Here is a 22,901-nt window from a genome sequence, read left to right on the forward strand (position 1 = left end):
TATTTTGAGTCCAGTGGAACCAATATGACTTTTATTCGTTTGAATATAAGTAGCTTGGATGAGAAATCTTTTTGAAATACAAATTATTAAAGTCATAGTTATAAGCTTTTATTTTTTAATACTTATAATATAAATCGAATAATTATAGTTATATTTTTAATTATATTTTTGATTTACCTATTATTCTACATTTTATAATGTAAATTTTGTTTTCAATTTTAATTTATACTATTTTATAGGTTTGAGCTTCGTTATTATATTTGACTATATAATAATATTATTTGATTTGTTGGTGTTATCTCAATTTATTTCTAATTTGAGAGGCTATCGGCATGAGTGAATCATTTATGCGCGCAGAGCGTTAAGTGGGGTAAAGATAATGACTAGTAAATCCGTTTTGAATAACCATGTTGATACAAAAATCACCAGTAAGTCGGGCATTGTTAATGCGTCCAACGAAGCTGGCAATTTTTACATTGATGTAGCCAAGGGGGATATTGCAAATTACGCCCGTGAAGGTGGCGATCTGGTCATTGAGTTTAAAGATGGTGAAAAGCTTGTTATTAAGAATTTCTTTACCTATGGATTAGAATTCAATAACTTATTGCTAAGTGGCGGTGAAGTATTGTTGTTGGTGGACTTTACCAAGGCATTATCAGGTCAAGATGGTATTGAAGACCCTGACGTCATTTATCACGAATTAAATGATGGTATTGATGCAACGGCAGTATTGCTTGGATTGCTTGGCGCTGGTGCGCTTGCTGCTGGGATTTCAGGATCCTCAGGCTCCGATTCTGATCAATCGCCGCCACCAGTTGTTGATAATACTCCACCTGCTGTTCCTAGCCTTAGTAGTGTTTATGATAGCGTTGAAGCCATTATAGGTGATATTGCAAATGGCGATAGCACTAATGACGCACGTCCAACGTTTTCCGGTACCGCTGCTGCAGGTTCGACAATAAAGTTTTATGATAATGGCCAGTTTATTGGCTCTACCGTTGCTGATAGTAATGGAAATTGGAGCTGGCAGCCCGATACAGATTTGGTTGATGGTGCTCATTCTATTACCTATACTGCTTCAGATAATGCTGGCAATGAAAGCGCTCATAGCAATCCATTTGAATTTACCGTCGATACCCAAGCGCCAAATGCGCCATCAGCTCCAAATGCGACTGATAATGCAGAACCTTTTATTGGCACAATCGAAAGTGGTGGCAGCACCAATGATAATCAACCAGAATTTTCTGGAAAAGGTGAACCAGGTTCAACAATTACCGTCAAAGATGGCGATACGATCATTGGTGAAACAATTGTTGATAGCGATGGTAATTGGACATTTAAGCCAGAAACACCGCTTGGTGAGGGTAGCCACTCGATTACTGTGACCGAAACAGATAAGGCTGGTAATCAAAGCGATGCAAGTGCGCCGATTGAGTTTGAAGTTGATACAATTAAGCCATCAACTCCATCAACTCCAAATGCTGCCGACAATGCTCAACCATTTATTGGTACAATTGAAAGTGGCGGTAGCACTAATGATAATCAACCAGAATTTTCAGGGAAAGGTGAAGCTGGCGCAACGGTTACTATTAAGGATGGTGATACTATCATTGGTGAAACAACCGTTGATAGCGATGGTAATTGGACATTTAAGCCAGAAACACCGCTTGGTGATGGTAGCCACTCGATTACTGTGACCGAAACAGATAAGGCTGGCAATCAAAGCGATTCAAGCACACCGATTGAGTTTGAAGTTGATACAACGCCGCCTGCTGCCATTGATGAAACATTGATGGATCTTGTTGATGATTTTGGCCTCTATCAAGGCACTATTGCCCATGGCGGACCAACAGACGATCACATTCCAACCTATAGCGGTGGCGTAGGTTCAATTGATCCTAATGATGCATCTTCAATTAATATTTATAATAAAGACGCTGATGGCAATGTAACGCTTATTGGTTCGACGACAGTTAATGCTGATGGTTCTTGGAGCTTTGACCCTAACCCATCTTTGGATGCGGGTGATTATATTTTTACCGCTCGTCCTGTGGATAAGGTTGGCAATATTGGCCCTGAAACAAGTGGTTGGAACTTTACAGTTTTTGGTGATGCACCGCAAAACCCAGCCATTACAAACGTAACCGATAATGAAGGTGCTGTCGTTGGTGAGTTACAAAAAGATGGCGTAACAGATGATACCACGCCAGTGGTAACTGGAACAGGCGAAACTGGTTCAGTTATTACCATTTATGTGCAAAATCCTGATGGTACAAGCTTTATTGGCGGCACAACTGTTGTAGATGCCGATGGTGTTTGGAGCCTTGAAATTAGTCCAGCTTTTGCACAGGGCGATGGCACTTATACTATTTCGGCTCAAGCCCATGATGCGGCTGGACAGCTTAGTGCCATGACCGGCGGTTATCCGGTTATTCTTGATACACTTGCACCAAACGCACCGCAGCAACCGATTTTAACCGATAATGTCGGCGATGTAACAGGAGCCTTGTCGCCAAATGACACAACCGATGACAAGCAGCCGGTGCTTTCAGGTAATGTAGGCAGTGAAGAAGCTGGCGGCACAATTACCATCAAGGATGGCGATACTGTTATTGGCACAACCACGGTTGAGCCGGATGGATCTTGGAGTTTTACCCCTCCAGCTTTGTCTGAAGGTAACCATTCAATCACTGTCACTGTAACTGACATGGCAGGTAACGAAAGTAAACCAAGTCCAAGTTTTGACCTTACGGTTGACACCAGTAATGTTGAAGTAAGTTTTAGCCATTTTGTTGATAATGTTGGCTCTATTCAGGGTAATGTTGATATTAATGGGGTGAGCGATGATCGCACTCCCGTCATGGTAGGCAATGCTACAGCCAATACAACGATTACGATAAGCTATATTAATGGTGATGGTGAAAAAATTATTGTTGGCGTGACCACTGCTGATAGCAATGGCGCTTGGACTTTGACACCAACAACCGAATTTTCTGATGGCACTTATGGTTTTACAGCGGAAGCTGTTAATGCTGCTGGTACTAAAGATGATGCATATTTTAATATTGAAATTGATGCTACAGCACCAACCGCCCCAATTATTAATGAAGTTCTAGACGATGTAGGCTTCATTCAAGGTCCGATTAGTTCTGGTTCTTCAACCGATGATACAACGCCAAGCTTTAGCGGTACCGCAGAAGCTGGCACGACAATTACAATCAAGGATAGTGATGGTACTATTGTTGGTCAAACAACTGTTGATGATGATGGCAATTGGTCGCTAACTACTGATCCTTTAGCTGAAGGTTCCCATAATCTTAGCATCACCGCAACCGATACTGCTGGTAATGAAAGCACCGGCACTGGTTTTGATGTAACAATTGATACGCAAGGGCCAACGGCAACAGCTGAGCTTGGCTCGATTAGTGAAGATAGCGGTTTTGATTCAACCGATTTTGTTACAAATGATACAACGCTCATTTATACGATCCGCATAAATGGCGACGTCGAGGCAGGTGATACTGTTTGGATGCGTATTAAGCCCGATGGTGGCGCAAGTGGTGAGTGGATACAAGCGACACGCAATGATGATGGCACTTACAGTGTTAATCATAATGATGCTGCACATTCTTTAGCTGATGGCCGCTACACAATTGAGACTATTATTCGTGATGCGGCTGGTAATCCATCGGAAATTTCTTCGCAGGCTATTACAATTGACACGCAAGGCCCAACTGGAGCAATTGTTGCCATTAGCGCCTATTTTGATGATGTTGGCGCTATCACAGGCACAATTAGCCAATCAGGTACATCAAGCGACGATACAACACCCTTGTTAAAAGGTACTATTTCTGGTTTGCAAGATGGCGACCGTATCATCATCAAGGTTACTGACGCTGCTGGTGTGACCACCATTCTTGGTGAAGCAACCGTTAATAATGGTGTTTGGGAATATCAGGTAACTGATAGCCAAGCATTTGCAGAAGGTGATTATCATTTTGAAGCAGTTGTGACTGATAATGCTGGCAATGAGGGATCAACATCTAATAGTTTTGCTATAACAATTGATGTTACGCCACCAAGTGCCATCAACAATGATAGTCTTGATCTTATTGATGATTTTGGGCCGCTTCAAGGTTCAATTCAATCTGGTGATTCAACTGATGATCGCACACCCACCTATAGTGGTGCTGCGGGCTCAGTGGACGCTGATGATGTTGCAACAATCAATATCTACAATAAGGATGCCTTTGGTGATATTCATCTTATTGGCTCAACAGCAGTTAATGCGGACGGCTCATGGACTTTTGACCCAAATCCACCTTTAACACCAGGTGATTATATTTTTACCGCGCGTCCAGTTGATAAAGCGGGTAATGAAGGCCCGGCAACAACGGAGTGGAATTTTACTGTTGTTGGTGCGGCCCCTGCTGATCCTGCTATTACCAGTGTTGGCGATAATCAAGCACCCGTCACCGGTAATTTGCAGCAAAATGGCGTGACTGATGATACAACACCGGTTGTGCGCGGTACGGGTACTGCTGGTTCGACCATCACTATTTATGTCACTGGCCCTAATGGCGAAAGCTTTACTGGTGGTACAACTACCGTCGGAAGTAATGGTGTTTGGACATTGGAAATCAACCCAGCTTTCGATAAGGGGGATGGACAATATGTCATTCAAGCGCAAGCAAGTGATATAGCTGGTCAGCTTAGCAATATAACCGGCGGATATCCGATTGTTCTTGATACATCAGCTCCGGCAACGCCGTCTTTGCCAACAATCACAGATAATGTTGGAGATGTAATAGGTGCACTTGCTCCTGATGGCACAACAGACGATAGCCGTCCGGTTATTTCGGGTCAAGAAGATGCTAGCGAAGCTGGTGGTACAATCACTATTAAAGATGGTGATACTGTGCTTGGCACAACGACAATTAACCCAGATGGTTCATGGAGCTTCACACCGCCTGCGCTTAGCGAAGGCGATCATACCATCACAATTACAGTGACCGACCAAGCCGGTAATGAAAGTAAACCTAGTGATGGTTTTGATATTCATGTTGATACCAGTAATGTTGTTGTAAGTTTTGATCATTTTGTTGACAATGTTGATCCAATTACAGGTAATATTGACAATGGTGGTATCAGTAATGACCGCACACCACAAATGGTGGGTAAAGCAACTGCTAATGCCGTTGTGACGGTAAGCTATGTTGATAGTAATGGTACAAAAATTATTGTTGGCACAACAAGCGCTGACAGCACTGGTGCATGGAGCCTTACACCATCAACAGATCTTATTGATGGAAATTATGGGTTTATGGCTGAAGCGGTAAATGCTGCTGGTACTAAAGGCAACGCTTACTTCACCATTAATATTGATGGAACGGCGCCTGCAGCTCCTGTTATTAACGATGTGCTTGACGACGTTGGCTTCATTCAAGGTGCTATTACATCTGGCTCATCGACTGATGATACAACACCAACCTTTACAGGTAGCGGTGAAGTTGGCGCAACCATTACAATCAAGGATGAAGATGGCAATGTTGTTGGTCAAACAACTGTTGCCGGTGATGGGACATGGTCTATCACAACCAACCCACTTGCAGAAGGTAATCATAGCCTTACAGTTACTGCTACTGATCAAGCAGGCAATGAAAGTAGTGGTGTTGGATTTGATGTAACAATTGATACAACTGCACCAACATCGACAGCAATTTTGCAATCAATCAGCGATGATTCTGGCTTTAATAACGCCGATTTTGTAACCAATGATCCTACGCTTATCTATACCATAAGCATTAATGGCACTTTGGAAACAGGCGATACTGTTTGGATGCGAATTAGGTCTGAAGATGGTAGTGTTGGCGAATGGATAAAGGCCGTTGATAATGGTGATGGTACCTATAGCATAGACCATAATGATGCAGCACATTCTTTAGCTGATGGCAATTATGTTATTGAAACCATTGTACGTGATGCAGCAGGTAATAGTTCTGCAATTTCAAGCCAAATTATCATTATTGATACAACTGCACCTAATGATGCAACTGTAACTATTAGTGGCTATTTTGACAATGTTGGCGCAATTACCGGTAATATTACGCAATCTGGCAGCTCGTCAGATGATAAAACTCCGTTACTCAAGGGAACCATTGCTGGTCTTGAAACGGGAGATCGTGTCATTATTAAAGTGACAGGATCGGATGGTATTACCAAAATATTGGGCGAAGCGACAGTCAGCGCCGGAACATGGCAATACCAGGTAAGTAATGCACAAGCATTTTTGGATGGTGATTATACATTTGAAGCGGTTGTCACAGATAATGCTGGCAATGAAGGTTCAAAATCAAATAGTTTCGAACTTAATATTGATACAGTGGCACCATCAGCTATTGATACAACAAAACTGGATCTTGTCGATGATTATGGGCCAGTTCAGGGTACAATTAATCGCGGCGATTCAACTGATGACCACACCCCAACCTATAAGGGTGCTGCGGGTTCCGTTGATCCTGCTGATGCATCAAAAATTAATATTTATAACAAGGGCTCTGATGGTACGTTAACTCTCATTGGCTCAACAACAGTCAATGCTGATGGTTCGTGGAGTTTTGATCCTCAGACTGCCCTTACCGCCGGAGACTATATTTTTGTTGCCCGACCAGTTGATAAAGCGGGTAATGAAGGTGATGCCACACCGGATTGGAACTTTACAGTTGTTGGCGCAGCACCTTCCATTCCAGTCATTTCGCGCATTGTTGATAATGTTGGTGATGTCACCGGTGATTTGCAACGTAATGAAGTCACCGATGATACAACACCAACTCTTCATGGTACTGGTAGCGTTGGTTCAACCATTACTATCCATGTAACTGCACCTGATGGTTCAACCTTTATTGGTGGAACAACAGTTGTTGCAGCTGATGGTAGTTGGACATTAGAAATTAATCCAGCATTTGCCAAAGGCGATGGTACTTATACTATTGCTGCACAAGCAAGTGATGCAGCAGGCCAATTAAGTGGAATGACAACTGGTTATCCTATTGAGCTTGACACTACTGCACCATCAACTCCATCAATACCAACCATTACTGATAATGTTGGTGAAACAACAGGTGTGCTTGCACCAAATGATACAACTGATGATAAGCGTCCGGTTATTTCAGGTAATGCAGGTGTTGGTGAAGCAGGCGGTATTGTCACCATTAAGGATGGCGATACTGTTCTTGGTACAACCACAATAAATGCCGATGGTTCTTGGAGTTATACACCACCTGCGCTGAGCGAAGGCAGCCATTCTATATCTGTAACAATTACCGATAATGCTGGTAATACCAGTAATGCAAGTGATAGTTTCGATCTCATTGTTGACACGACCGAAGTTGTTGTAAGCTTTGATCATTTTGTTGATAGCGTTGGCTCAATCACCGGTAACGTCGCAACAGGTGGTATAACCGATGATCAAAAGCCAGTATTTAATGGTAATGCAACGCCTAATGCAACTGTAACCGTAAGCTATGTAAATAGTGATGGGCAAACAGTGATTGTTGGCACAACAACCGCTAATAGTGACGGCACATGGACACTAACACCAACTGAAAATCTTGCCGATGGGTCTTATAGTTTTACTGCTGAAGCTAAAAATGCAGCTGGTAATACTATTACAACCACCTTTACGCTTGAGGTTGATGCAACAGCACCACAAACACCAGCATTGCCAGTAGCAACTGATAATGCTGAGCCAAATATTGGTGTGATTACATCTGGTAGCGATACCAATGATAAACGTCCACAATTTTCAGGCACAGGTGAGGTTGGCTCAACTATTACCATTAAAGATGGCGATACAGTTCTTGGCACAACTACAGTTGATAGTGACGGAAATTGGTCGTTCATGCCTGATACACCGCTAAGTGAGGGCAGTCATTCGATAACAGTAACAGAAACAGACACCGCTGGTAATGCGAGTAACCCAAGCCCATCGCTTGATTTTAATGTTGATACTACGGCACCTGCAACACCAGCTGTTCCAACTGCCAACGATAATACCGAGCCTAAGACAGGTGTCATTACTGCTGGAAGTAGTACAAATGAAACAAAACCTGTATTTACTGGCACAGGTGAAGTAGGTTCAACAATTACAATTAAGGATGGCGATAGCGTTATTGGTACAACAACCGTTGATAGTGATGGTAATTGGTCTTTAACCCCTTCAACCGCGTTAAGCGAGGGTAATCATTCTATCACTGTTACTGAGACCGATAAGGCTGGTAATGCCAGTGAAGAAAGTGCAGCGCTTGACTTTACCGTTGATACGACTGCGCCTGCAACTCCTGCTGTCCCCACCGCAACCGATAATACTGAGCCTAATACAGGTGTAATAACCGCTGGTAGCAGCACCAACGAGACCCAACCAGAATTTTCTGGTACGGGCGAAATAGGCTCGATTATTACGATCAAAGATGGCGATACAATTATTGGTGAAACAACTGTTGATAGTGATGGTAACTGGTCGTTAACGCCAAATACTCCACTTAGCGAAGGCGATCACTCGATTACAGTGACAGCAACGGATGCTGCGGGTAATGCAAGTGATTCAAGTGCCTCGTTGGATTTCAATATTGATACGACGGCACCAAATGCGATTGATGAAAGCAAGTTGGATCTTGTTGATGATTTTGGCACGATCCAAGGTACAATCAATCGTGGTGATCCAACCGATGATCGCACACCAACTTATGATGGTGCGGCAGGCTCGGTTGATCCAGATGATGCTTCAACCATCAATATTTATAATAAGGACGCCGAAGGTAATGTAACGCTTATCGGTACAACAACAGTTAATGCTGATGGATCTTGGAGCTTTGACCCAAGCCCACAATTAATTCCTGGCGATTATATTTTATCTGCTCGTCCAGTTGATAAGGCTGGGAATATTGGTCCAGCAACGACTGATTGGAACTTCACCGTTGTGGGTGCAGCACCATCTGATCCAGCTATCACCAGCGTTAGCGATAATGAAGGTGCAGTTACAGGTGGCTTGCAGCAAAATGGCGTGACTGATGATACAACGCCTGTTGTTGGCGGTACCGGTACAGCTGGTTCAACCATCACCATTCATGTTACCGCTCCAGATGGAACAAGCTTTATTGGTGGTACAACTGTTGTTGATAGCAATGGTAATTGGACCTTGGAAATCAGCCCAGCTTTTGCCAAAGGCGATGGTACTTATACAATTAAAGCGCAGGCAAATGATGCGGCAGGTCAGCTCAGTAATATGACGGGCGGCTATCCAATTGTGCTTGATACTACTGCGCCATCAACACCATCAATGCCAACCATCACCGATAATGTTGGTGATGTAACAGGTGCCTTGTCACCAAATGATACAACTGATGACAAGCAACCTGTGCTTTCTGGCAATGCGGGTGTTGGTGAAGCTGGCGGTGTTGTTACCATTAAGGATGGCGATACGGTTCTTGGTACAACAACAATTAATGCTGATGGCTCTTGGAGTTATTCTCCTTCAGCCTTAGCTGATGGTGATCATTCAATCAGCATCACCGTGACCGATCCTGCGGGTAATACAAGCGCTGCAAGTCCTAGCTTTGACTTTACAGTTGATAGCAGCAACGTCATTGTTGGTTTTGACCATTTTGTTGATGATTTTGGTTCAATCCAAGGTAATGTTGGCAATAATGGTGTTTCTGATGACCGCCGTCCGCAAATGGTTGGTAGCACAAGTGCTAATGCAACTGTAACCGTAAGCTATGTAAATAGTGATGGGCAAACGGTGGTTGTTGGTGTTACCACAGCTGATAGCAATGGTGTGTGGACATTAACACCAACAACAGATCTTGCTGATGGTGTTTATAGCTTCACCGCTAATGCTGAAAATGCAGCAGGCACCAAGGGTAGTGTCATATTCGGCATTGAAATTGATGGCACAGCGCCAGCAGCGCCAGTGATTGATGAAGTGCGCGATGATGTTGGCTTTATCCAAGGGGCGATTACATCTGGTTCATCAACCGATGATACAACACCGACCTTTAGTGGTTCTGGCGAAGTTGGTGCAACCATCACGATCAAAGATAGCGATGGTAATGTGGTTGGAACAACAACAGTTGGCAGTGATGGCAAGTGGTCTGTTACCACAGATCCTTTGACTGAAGGTGATCATAGTCTTACTGTAACTGCAACCGATGCGGCAGGCAATGAAAGTACAGGTACAGGTTTTGATGTAACAATTGATACTCAAGGCCCAACTACAACTGCTGCCTTGCAATCAATTAGCGAGGATACCGGCACAAGTGCTTCAGATTTTATTACAAATGATCCAAGCTTAATTTATACCATTGCTATCAATGGCACTTTGCAAGCTGGTGACACCGTTTGGATAAGAATTAAACCAGAAGGTGGAACCGTAGGTCAATGGATTGAAGCAACACGCAATGATGATGGCACTTATAGTGTTAATCATAATGACGCTTCTCATGCGTTAAGCGATGGCAATTATATTATTGAAACCATTGTTCGTGATGCTGCTGGTAATCCATCAACCTCATCAACACAAAATATCACTATTGATACACAAGGCCCAACATCGGCCGTTGTTACCATTAGTGGCTATTATGATGATGTTGGTTCAATTACGGGTGAAATTTCTCAAACCTCAACTTCAACCGATGACACAAAACCACTTCTCAAAGGAACCATAACAGGCCTTGAAGATGGTGATAGAGTTATTATCAAGGTCACTGGTGCCGATGGTATTACTAAAGTACTTGGCGTTGCAACTTTAACTAATGGTACTTGGCAGTATCAGGTGACAGATGCGCAAGCACTTGCAGAAGGTGACTATAGCTTTGAAGCCGTTGTTACTGATAATGCAGGCAATGAAGGCTCGAAATCAGCTAGTTTTGATCTTAATATTGATACGACGGCACCAAATGCGATTGATGAAAGCAAGTTGGATCTTGTTGATGATTTTGGCACGATCCAAGGTACAATCAATCGTGGTGATCCAACCGATGATCGCACACCAACTTATGATGGTGCGGCAGGCTCGGTTGATCCAGATGATGCTTCAACCATCAATATTTATAATAAGGACGCCGAAGGTAATGTAACGCTTATCGGTACAACAACAGTTAATGCTGATGGATCTTGGAGCTTTGACCCAAGCCCACAATTAATTCCTGGCGATTATATTTTATCTGCTCGTCCAGTTGATAAGGCTGGGAATATTGGTCCAGCAACGACTGATTGGAACTTCACCGTTGTGGGTGCAGCACCATCTGATCCAGCTATCACCAGCGTTAGCGATAATGAAGGTGCAGTTACAGGTGGCTTGCAGCAAAATGGCGTGACTGATGATACAACGCCTGTTGTTGGCGGTACCGGTACAGCTGGTTCAACCATCACCATTCATGTTACCGCTCCAGATGGAACAAGCTTTATTGGTGGTACAACTGTTGTTGATAGCAATGGTAATTGGACCTTGGAAATCAGCCCAGCTTTTGCCAAAGGCGATGGTACTTATACAATTAAAGCGCAGGCAAATGATGCGGCAGGTCAGCTCAGTAATATGACGGGCGGCTATCCAATTGTGCTTGATACTACTGCGCCATCAACACCATCAATGCCAACCATCACCGATAATGTTGGTGATGTAACAGGTGCCTTGTCACCAAATGATACAACTGATGACAAGCAACCTGTGCTTTCTGGCAATGCGGGTGTTGGTGAAGCTGGCGGTGTTGTTACCATTAAGGATGGCGATACGGTTCTTGGTACAACAACAATTAATGCTGATGGCTCTTGGAGTTATTCTCCTTCAGCCTTAGCTGATGGTGATCATTCAATCAGCATCACCGTGACCGATCCTGCGGGTAATACAAGCGCTGCAAGTCCTAGCTTTGACTTTACAGTTGATAGCAGCAACGTCATTGTTGGTTTTGACCATTTTGTTGATGATTTTGGTTCAATCCAAGGTAATGTTGGCAATAATGGTGTTTCTGATGACCGCCGTCCGCAAATGGTTGGTAGCACAAGTGCTAATGCAACTGTAACCGTAAGCTATGTAAATAGTGATGGGCAAACGGTGGTTGTTGGTGTTACCACAGCTGATAGCAATGGTGTGTGGACATTAACACCAACAACAGATCTTGCTGATGGTGTTTATAGCTTCACCGCTAATGCTGAAAATGCAGCAGGCACCAAGGGTAGTGTCATATTCGGCATTGAAATTGATGGCACAGCGCCAGCAGCGCCAGTGATTGATGAAGTGCGCGATGATGTTGGCTTTATCCAAGGGGCGATTACATCTGGTTCATCAACCGATGATACAACACCGACCTTTAGTGGTTCTGGCGAAGTTGGTGCAACCATCACGATCAAAGATAGCGATGGTAATGTGGTTGGAACAACAACAGTTGGCAGTGATGGCAAGTGGTCTGTTACCACAGATCCTTTGACTGAAGGTGATCATAGTCTTACTGTAACTGCAACCGATGCGGCAGGCAATGAAAGCACAGGTACAGGTTTTGATGTAACAATTGATACTCAAGGCCCAACTACAACTGCTACCTTGCAATCAATTAGCGAGGATACTGGCACAAGTGCTTCAGATTTTATTACAAATGATCCAAGCTTAATTTATACCATTGCTATCAATGGCAGTTTGGAAGCCGGGGACACCGTTTGGTTACGGATTAAACCTGCAAGTGGCTCGGCTGGCGATTGGATACAAGCAACACGCAATGATGATGGCACTTATAGTGTTAATCATAATGACGCTTCTCATGCGCTAAGCGATGGTCGTTATATTATTGAAACTATCGTTCGTGATGCTGCTGGTAATCCATCAACTTCAACCTCCCATGATATAACGATTGATACACAAGGCCCAACATCTGCAACGATATCTATCACTGGTTTTGCTGATGATGTTGGTTTGATCCAAGGTGATATGACCACATCTGGTACATCAACCGATGATACAACACCATTGTTGAAGGGTACTTTAACAGGTCTCGAAGATGGTGATCGCATTGTTATTAAGGTAACTGGCGCTGATGGTGTAAAGACGGTGCTTGGTTATGCAACCGTGACCGATGGTACTTGGGAGTATCAGGTGACAGATGCGCAAGCACTTGCAGAAGGTGATTATAGCTTTGAAGCCGTTGTTACTGATAATGCAGGTAATGAAGGAACTATATCAGCAAGTTTTGATATTAATCTTAACTTAACTGGGCCGTCTGCTTCTTCATCTATAACCAGCATTAGTGATGATACCGGCACAAGCGCAACTGACTTCATCACCAATGATGATACGCTTATTATAAATGGAACTGTTTCTGAAACCTTGGCAACAGGTGAAAAAGTACAGATTCAGATTGATAGTGGCACATGGGTTGATGCTGTCTATGATGCTGATACCAATACATGGACATATGACAATACTGGTAGTGTTTTATCGGAAGGCACTCATACGATTACTAGCCGTGTTATTGATGCTGCCGGTAATGTGACAGTTGGTAGCACTCAGAATGTTACTATTGATAAAACGGCGCCAATTGATGGATATGAAATTGCTATTAGCGGATTTACCGATAATGTTGGTTTGATCCAAGGTGAAATGACCGTTTCTGGTACATCGAGCGATGACACAACACCGCTTCTTAAAGGGACGGTTACTGGCATGCAGGATGGAGATCGTATTGCGGTCAAAGTTACTGGGCCAGATGGACAGAAAATCTTACTTGGCTATGCAACTGTTACCGGTAACACTTGGACCTATCAGGTTAGTGATGCCCAAGCTTTTACAACCGATGGACAATATAGATTTGAAGCCGTTGTTACCGATAGTGCTGGTAATGAAGGTAAAACTTCCACCGTCTTTGATATCAATCTTGATCTTACAGCACCAACTTCTGCCGCCAGTATTACCGGTATCACAACCGATACAGGCTTTAGCGACAGTGATTTTATCACCAGTGATACGACCTTGACCATCCATGGTAGTGTCTCACAGACCTTAGCATCAGATGAAAAAGTTCAAATCTCGATCGATGGTGGTAATTGGGTAGATGCTGTTTATAATTCTGCCGATAATAGCTGGAGCTATGATAACACTGGTAGTGCTTTATCTGAAGGCAGCCACTCAATTGCGACCCGCGTCATTGATGCTGCTGGTAATGTCACCAATGGCGGATCACAAACAGTCGTTATTGATACGACAGCACCAACAAGTGCTAGTGTTTCTATTACTGGTTTTTATGATGATATCGGCTTGAATACCGGTGATGTAACGACCAGCAACAGCTATACTGATGATACTAAACCTCTTCTTAAAGGTACAATTGCTGGCGTTGGCGATGGTGAAAGGGTTGTTATCAAAGTTACCGATGAAAATGGTGTAACAACTGTTTTGGGCGTTGCTACTATTTCTGGTGGTACATGGGAATATCAGGTTACTGATGCCCAAGCCTTTAGCGATGGTAAATTTAGCTTTGAGGCAGTTGTCACTGATACGGCTGGTAATGAAGGAACAAAGTCAAGTGCATTTGATATTAATGTCGATACTGCAGCACCAACTGCAACTTCAGACATAGTTTCAATTACCGAAGACACAGGTAATGTTGGTGATGACTTTATTACCCGTGATGGAACCTTGATTATTACGGCAAAGGTTACCGGAACTCTTGCAGCTAATGAACGCGTTCAAATTTCATTGGATAACGGTCAAACTTGGCAAGATGCAACCTATGCTGCTAGCAGTGATAGCTGGAGTTTGGATAATAGCGATACAGAGCTTGCCGATGGTACATATACCTTTAAAACACGTGTTATTGATGCTGCAGGTAATTTAGGTACTGAAAGCAGTAAAGAGGTGACCATTAATAATGGTGTACCAAGCACAACTGTAAGCATTACGCATTTTAGTGATGATTACGGCACGCAGCTTTATGACAGCCTGCCATCTGGTAGCTATACCGATGATACGACACCAACTTTACATGGCACTTTAAGTGAAGAGCTTGAAGCAGGCGCAACAGTTGCTGTTTATCGTGGTAGTGTTTTTGTCGGCTATGCCACAGTTAGCGGTACAAGCTGGAGCTTCACCGAACCAACTGAACTTAAAGATGGGACTTTTTATACCTATTATGCCGCTGTACAAAGTTTGTCCGGTGTAAATGGTAGCCTTTCTTCAGGTTTTGAAATTGCTATTGACACAACTGACAGTAATATGGCGCCAAATGTTGGTACCGGCGGTGCTTATGCGACCTATTCCATGTCCTTGCGACTTGGAAATAATGGCGGCTGGACAATGATGACCGATATGGCTGAATATTCAGCTGATGGTAATGATTTCCGCAACTTTGGTTCGCCTTCATTGCTCAATTGGGCAAATGTCGGTAACGCAGCTATTTCTGCCCAATATACGTGGGAAAAACTATTTAGCTCATATACTTATGGCGATTATAACCGCGATGGTTATATGGATATGTTCTTGACTGACAGAACTTACGATGCTGGCATTGCAGGTTCAGGAACAGGAACAATGTTTGTAGGAAAGGCTGATGGTACTTACGAAGCAACGCTCGTTCAAGTAAATTCGCTCACTCACTTTGGTAGTACTGTTTCCTTGGATATGGACGGTGACGGTTGGCTTGACGTTGTTTTAGGTGACTCAGGAAACGATAGCTCAACCTTCCTTCATAATAAGGGGCAGGCAGATCTTAATCTAGGCACCCAGCAGTGGGATACTTATGGTTATCCAACAGCCAATGCTTCGTTGCCTACGGCTCTTCGTAATTTTACAACAGATCACGAATTGTCAGTTGTTGACCTTAACAATAGTGGTGCGGTTGATTTAGTCGTTCATGGCAATTATACTTGGGAAACCACCTATAACTTAGTAACGCTGAAAAATAGTGGTGTAAGTTCGGCTACGGGACAAAATTGGTCATTCGGGCAAAGCTTTACCAATATCTTCAATACCAGTGGCGCATCTGGAGCAGCCAATTCGTCGGATAGTTTTGAACGAACCATTTCTTTGACTTGGGCAGATTTAAACGGCGATGGCTATATGGATCTATTTATTGGCCAATCCAAAAATGCTGGTGTGGGTGCAGCCGCAGATACTTTAGGCACCGATAGTATGATCTTTTATAATGATGGTGCCGGTAATCTTAAGGATCCGCAACGCATTGCTGATGGTATTATGGGTAAATCTACCCTTGCAATTGACTGGGATGGTGATGGTAAAATGGACCTTGTTGAGGTTCCTGAAGCCAAATATTCTATAGGTACATCGCTTTATTACCATAATACTGGTACAACCGATGATAGCGGCCAAGTTGTCTGGGATATTAAAAATATCAAGGATATGGGTGTTGCAACGGCTGGTGGTTCCATCATGACGTCAACAGCACTTGATGCTGCGGTTAATGGTGCAAGTGCTGCTGCAATGGATTATGATTGGGATGGTGATCAAGATTTGATCATATCACGTGCGAATACCAGTGAAGCATCGATTGTTATCACTAATCCAAATACGCCAGATTATGGCACTGCCATGCATTTGCGTATCATCCGTCCCGATGGTTCCAATACGTTTTATGGTAATACGGTTGAAATCTATAATTCAGCTGGTGTGCGTGTTGCAAGCCAGATTATCAACCCGCAATATGGTACGGGTTGGAATGATAGCTCGGCAATCGTCCATTTCTATGGTCTTGATCCAAATGAAACCTATACTGCAGTCATGCGATTTAGCCAAAATGGTGTTTCACAAGACTTTGGTGGTCAAGCTTTTGCTAGCAGCACCAATCCAGTTGAAAATGTAAATTCAAGCTGGACTAACCTTAAAGCAACAGAACCCTATAATGGTTATGTTTTAACAGCTGAAGCTGATGGTGCAACCGCCAATACGAATAGTTACAGCGCTGACGTTGGTATTGTTGGTACAGGTTACAATGATACCTTTTTCATTGGTGCTGGTACCCGTTACTATAATGGCGGCGGCGGCTGGGTTGTTGGCGATGGTGAACGCACTTGGGATGCAAATAGTGGTTTGGATATTGCTGATTTTGCAGCGGTTGGTTCTACTGGCATTAACGTAAGTCTTGCCATTACCGATGCTTTCCAAAATGTTGCAACTGGCTATACCATTAAGTTAACCAATATAGAGGCCATTTATGGTACCAGTGGTAATGATACTATTACCGATGGCAATGGAAATAATATTTTAAATGGTCGTGGTGGTGATGATAATTTCATCCTAAGCGGCACTGGACATACAACCTTACTTTATGAAGCAATTGCTGACGATGCAACGGGTGGCAATGGTCATGATACGGTAGATCAGTTTACCCTTGGCAATTATGCAACCAATGCTAATGCAGACCGAATTGACTTATCTGATATTTTGATTGGTTATGTTCGCGATGCTGACGGACCTGCACATTTTGACTCAAATGGCGTTGCTAAAATCGATGTTGGTGATAAGATTGGAGATTACCTCAAAGTAGAGCAAGAAGGTGGCAATACCGTGCTTTACGTTGATCGCGACGGTAGTGGTGGTTCTTATGAATCAACACCATTATTGACCATTAATGACGTAAACGTTGACCTTGCAACTCTACTTGCTAATGGCCAAATTGTTGTTTAAATTTTAAAAACCTACAATTCAAAAATGAAATAGAAAGTCCCCTGATTTGCATCAGGGGACTTTTTTTGTGAGAGTCTTATTATGATTACCAAAAAAATGAAATTCTTCCGCTCAAATATGCAAATTCAAATAATCTAAGAGTGCATTATCTGCGTTTAAAAATAATGTTACAATGCCTATTCTGCGTAGCTTTGAACAAAGAGATGCGTATTTTTGGCATAGTTTTGAGTAAAAAAACGCCGCCAACTTGAAAAGTTGGCGGCGTTTTATGCCTAAGATATTTTATGCGTATAGGATTGGGCGTTAACTACCCTTACGTACCAAGTCTGCCATCATGCCGGCTGCAACACTAAAGCGGGAAATATTAAGATCGCCCTCAATCAGTGTATTCATCCGATTAATGATAGCTTCAATGTGGCTGCCTTCGGCTTCAAGCCAGCTTTGGGCCGGATTTTCAGCGTCTTTAAAGTCACGCAAGGCTTTCATCACCATGCGGCGCAGCGCATCAATAATGGTATCATTGGCTTGTGCCAACGCCATGCCATCATAATAGTCAACCACGGGTATGGTGCGACTGGCATTTTCAATGCGGTTGATGCGGAATATTTCAGCAAGTTTGAAATAGGTTTGGGCGGCAACAATAAGGTCAGAATCTGTTTGATAGGCTACCAAAGCAATATCGGGTACAACCGATGCTGTTTCTAGCATTGCAAGGCGTTTAGCAAGAGCGCTTGGTGCGCCTTGTGCCTCAAACTCTGCTGCCACTTGTGCCATTTGTTCACGCATATAATCAGGAATTAGCGTTTCCAATTGCGGCTCAATAGCCATGCGGGCTTCTGTCATTGACTGGATATGCTCATTTAATGGCTTATCCAATTTAACATTTTGTAACAACCAGCTGGTCACTGCAAACATCATGCGCGAAATAGCTGCGTAGAAGCTATTTTGCACAAGACCAGGTATTTTATTGTCAAGCGCATCAATTTCAGCATAAAGAGAATTCAAGTCAAAACTATCACGCACCAAAACAAAGGCGCGAATAACCGATTCGGCTGAATGACCAGTTTTGTCTTGTAAGCGATTGACGAAAGTCGGTCCACCACGGTTTACTACATCATTGGCAAGCAATGTTGCAATAATATCGCGGCGTAATTGGTGGTTGCTGATTTCTTCGGCATATTTTTCGCGCATTGCGGGTGGGAAATAGTTAAACAATGCAGTTTCAAAATATGGATCTTCTGAAAGTGGATTGGTTGCAATTTCCGCTTGCAAAGTAATTTTGGCATAAGCCATGATAACCGACAATTCGGGACGGGTTAAGCCAATTCTCTTTGCTTGGCGATCAGCTAAGGCTTCATTATCTGGTAGGACTTCAACACGGCGATCAAGCAGTTTTACCCGTTCCAAATCATGCATGAAGCGGATTTGATAAGGCAAATCAACCACTGCGCGTTTTTCCGCCAGGGAAAGGGTTAGCGGTTGCAGATAATTATTGCGCAAAACAAGGTTTGACACGTCATCGGTCATGCTTTTTAGCAAAATATTGCGATCCGGACGGCTTAGTTTACCTTGACGCATGGCGCTTGCTAATGCGATTTTGATATTCACTTCAACGTCAGAACAATTAACGCCGGCAGAATTATCAATTGCATCGGTATTGCAACGGCCACCTTTCATTGAATATTCAATGCGGCCGCGCTGGGTCATGCCAAGATTAGCACCTTCACCAACTACTTTTGCTCGTATTTGCGAGCCGGTGATACGGATAGCATCATTGGCATGATCGCCAACTTGCGCATCATTTTCACCTGATCCACGAATATAAGTACCGATACCGCCAAACCATAAAAGATCAACAGGTGCTTGCAAAATAGCATTGATGATTTCAAATGGCGTGCCGCTCGTTTTGTTAAAGCCAATAGCCTTAGCAGCCTCGGGGGATAAGGTAATAGTTTTTAGCGAGCGAGAGTAAACACCGCCGCCATTTGAGATTTTTTGCTTATCATAATCCTGCCAGCTTGTACGTGGTAGGTTAAACAACCGCTCACGCTCAGCAAAGCTTGCGTCGGTATCAGGATTTGGGTCAATAAAAATATCGCGGTGGTCGAAAGCCGCAACAAGGCGCGTTTTGGTTGATAGCAACATGCCATTGCCAAATACGTCACCCGACATATCACCAACACCAACTGCACTAAATTCTTGGGTTTGAATATCGTGATCAAATTCACGGAAGTGGCGTTTTACAGCTTCCCATGCACCTTTTGCGGTAATGCCCATGGCTTTATGGTCATAGCCAGCAGAACCGCCTGAGGCAAAGGCATCATCAAGCCAGAAATCATTGGCTTCACTAATGGCATTAGCTGTATCTGAAAATGTTGCTGTACCCTTATCAGCGGCAACAACAAAATATGGATCATCACCATCATGGCGGATAATATCTTTTGCCGCAACGACTTTGCCATCAATAATATTATCGGTTATGGAAAGCATTGCGGTAATATAGATGATATAGGCTTGGCGAGCAGCTTCACCAATGGCAGCACGGTCATTGGTTATTGGTAAGTGATGGGGATAAAAACCACCCTTTGAGCCAACTGGAACAATCACCGCATTTTTTACTTGCTGGGCTTTGACAAGACCAAGAACCTCGGTGCGGTAGTCTTGCCGGCGATCGGACCAACGTAAACCACCACGCGCTACAGGGCCAAAGCGCAAATGCACACCTTCAACCGCTGGGCCATAAACAAAAATTTCGCGATATGGACGCGGATCAGGTAAAATATCAATCAAATGCGGATCAAGCTTAAAGGCAAGGGTTTTGCGTTCGCTACCATCAGCTTCGCGTTTATAGGCATTGGTGCGCAAGCTTGCGGTTATTAAAGTGCGGAATGAACGCAAGATACGATCATCATCAAGGGTTGGCACATCTTGCAATTCGAGCTCAATACGATCGCGCACTTCAGCTTCTTTTGCCTCACTACCATGATGAGGGCAAGTAGGATCAAAGCGCAGGCGGAAAAGGCTATAAAGATCGCGGGTAATATTGGGGAAGTTATTGAGTGCGCGTGCAAGGTTATCCTGCGAATAAGGAATACCAGCTTGCTGTAAATACCGTCCATAAGCACGCATGATAACTATTTCGCGCCAATCAAGTCCAGCTGATTGAATTAAGCCATTAAACGCATCATCATCAGCATCTTCTGCCCAAATGGCTTCAAAAGCTTCAGCTAGTTTTTTGCCAATTTTTGTAAGATCAACCTTGGTCTTATGGGCGTTTTCAAGCTCCATATCGTGAAGGAATACGGTTTCGCCAGCACCATTATGCAATTCCAAGGTTTGTTCGGCAATGACGCGGAAGCCCATATTTTCCAGCAAGGGTACGCGCAGTGATAGTTCGAGCGCATCGCCAAGATGGAATAATTTTAGTGAGACAAATTGCGGCTCTTCTTCTATGTGATGATAGAAATTAACCTCAAGCGGATTGTTTTTTGAAAGCTTGTGAATTTCAGCCGCGTCAAGCAAGGCGCTATCAGCACTAAAGCTGTTGCGATAGCTTTGTGGCAAATCCATCGCAAGGCGAACAGTATCCATATTAATGCGCTTTTTGCTAGCAGCAAGTTGCACACGATCTTCCCAATTGCGGATAAGTCCACCAACATCTTCTTCAATTTTGGCTTGTGAAAATTCAGGAACAGATCCACCCTTACGGTGAATGATATAATGGACGCGAGTTAGACCATTATTTAAAAATAGCGGATAAAATTCAAAAAAGTCGCCATCAAAAACCTTGATGAGATATTGGCCCAATTTTTCGCGCGCCTTGCTGTCATAGCGGTCGCGCGGCACAAAAACAAGCACTGACACAAAATGGCCAAATGGATCGGGGTCGGCAAGAACGCGGACGCGCGGACGCTCTCCAAGCTCAAGGATTTGTTCAACATTATTTGTTAGTGTATCAACATCAATACGGAACATTTCATCGCGCGGATAGCCTTCCAAAACATTGATGAGACTGCGGCCAGAATGGTCTTCCATATTAAAACCAAGACGGTTGATAACCGCCTCAGCTTTGGGCTTCAAATAAGGAATACGCAAAACAGAGCTTGTATAAGCAGGTGCGGTGAAAAGTCCAACAAGGCGTAATTCGCCGGCAATATCGCCTTGTTCATTGAATAATTTCACGCCAATGTAATCAAGCCAAACACGGCGATGAACGCGCGAACGGATACGCGCTTTGGTTACAATCATCAAGTCAGGGCTTTCCATAAAGGACAAGGCCTCACGGGTGATTTCTTCCATTGCATGTTCACGCAGAACACGAATGGACGCATCGGTCAAAATGCCAAGTTCGGTACTTGCTTCACCTAGATTAGCTTCATTTTTATTGGTCTTCTTGGTTTTATCGCTATCAAGGCGATATTCGCGCATGCCAAGCAGGGTAAAATTATCATTTTTTAGCCAATTTAAAAAATCAGCAACACGCTCGGCATCACCACTGCGACCGCGTGGGTGGTGGGCGCGGTAATGGCGGGCAACATCGTCAAGTGTGTCAAGCATTGGTTGCCAATCGCGCACCGCAGCTGCAACCTGCTCTAAAACATCGCTTAAGCCTTGCTTTAACGTGTCGCTTTGTTCTGGTAGCAATAATGGCACATGGATTTGCATCAAGCTCTTGCGTTGCTTGCCTCTTGGGGCAGGGCCGCTCGCTGTTTCACGGCTAACGCTTAAAGATTGATCATCATTTTGCGCAACATCAATAACAGGATGTGAAACAAGATAGATTGATGGGGTGTTTTCGCTGATTTCAGCCATGACAGAATCAAGCAAAAAGGGCTTGTTATCATTAACAAGGGTGATAATGCTAACTGGCTCACCAGAACGATTACACGCATCATTGTCTATGCGAATAAGCGAAGCGCCATTTTCATGGGCAAGAAGCGCCTTTTGGGCAATGATCGCCGCATTGGCTAGCTCTCCTGATGCATAGGCTGTAATATCTTCCTCTGGAACATGTTCAAACAACAAAGCTTCAAAAGCCGCATTAGCCTTATTGTCATCTGATAGCTTGATTTCTTTGTGCATTAATGGTGCTGCACCCGATGTCATGATCAATTCAATCTCCCAATGATCCTGTTTATTCGCATCATCTAACTTGAAATATGGCAGTCTTCATCAGCCATAAATTAGATTCTGTAAATGACTATAGTGATTGCATACA

2 protein-coding genes are annotated in these 22,901 nt (G+C 43.6%); one reads left to right on the forward strand and one right to left on the reverse strand.

Going from position 1 to position 22,901, the window contains the following annotated elements; all coding sequences use genetic code 11:
- Positions 1-379 precede the first annotated feature (379 nt).
- Positions 380-17,683 (forward strand): Ig-like domain-containing protein, encoded by a 17,304-nt coding sequence (locus N6B01_RS00715; RefSeq protein WP_262079447.1) that lies wholly within the window; start codon positions 380-382, stop codon positions 17,681-17,683.
- Between the two features lie 303 nt (positions 17,684-17,986).
- Here the strand turns inward: N6B01_RS00715 and N6B01_RS00720 are convergent, their stop codons facing one another.
- Entirely contained in the window at positions 17,987-22,765 is a 4,779-nt protein-coding gene (locus N6B01_RS00720; RefSeq protein ID WP_262080691.1) for an NAD-glutamate dehydrogenase, read from the reverse strand.
- Between the last annotated feature and the right edge of the window lie 136 nt (positions 22,766-22,901).

Source organism: Bartonella sp. HY406, from assembly GCF_025449315.1.
GTDB lineage: Bacteria > Pseudomonadota > Alphaproteobacteria > Rhizobiales > Rhizobiaceae > HY038.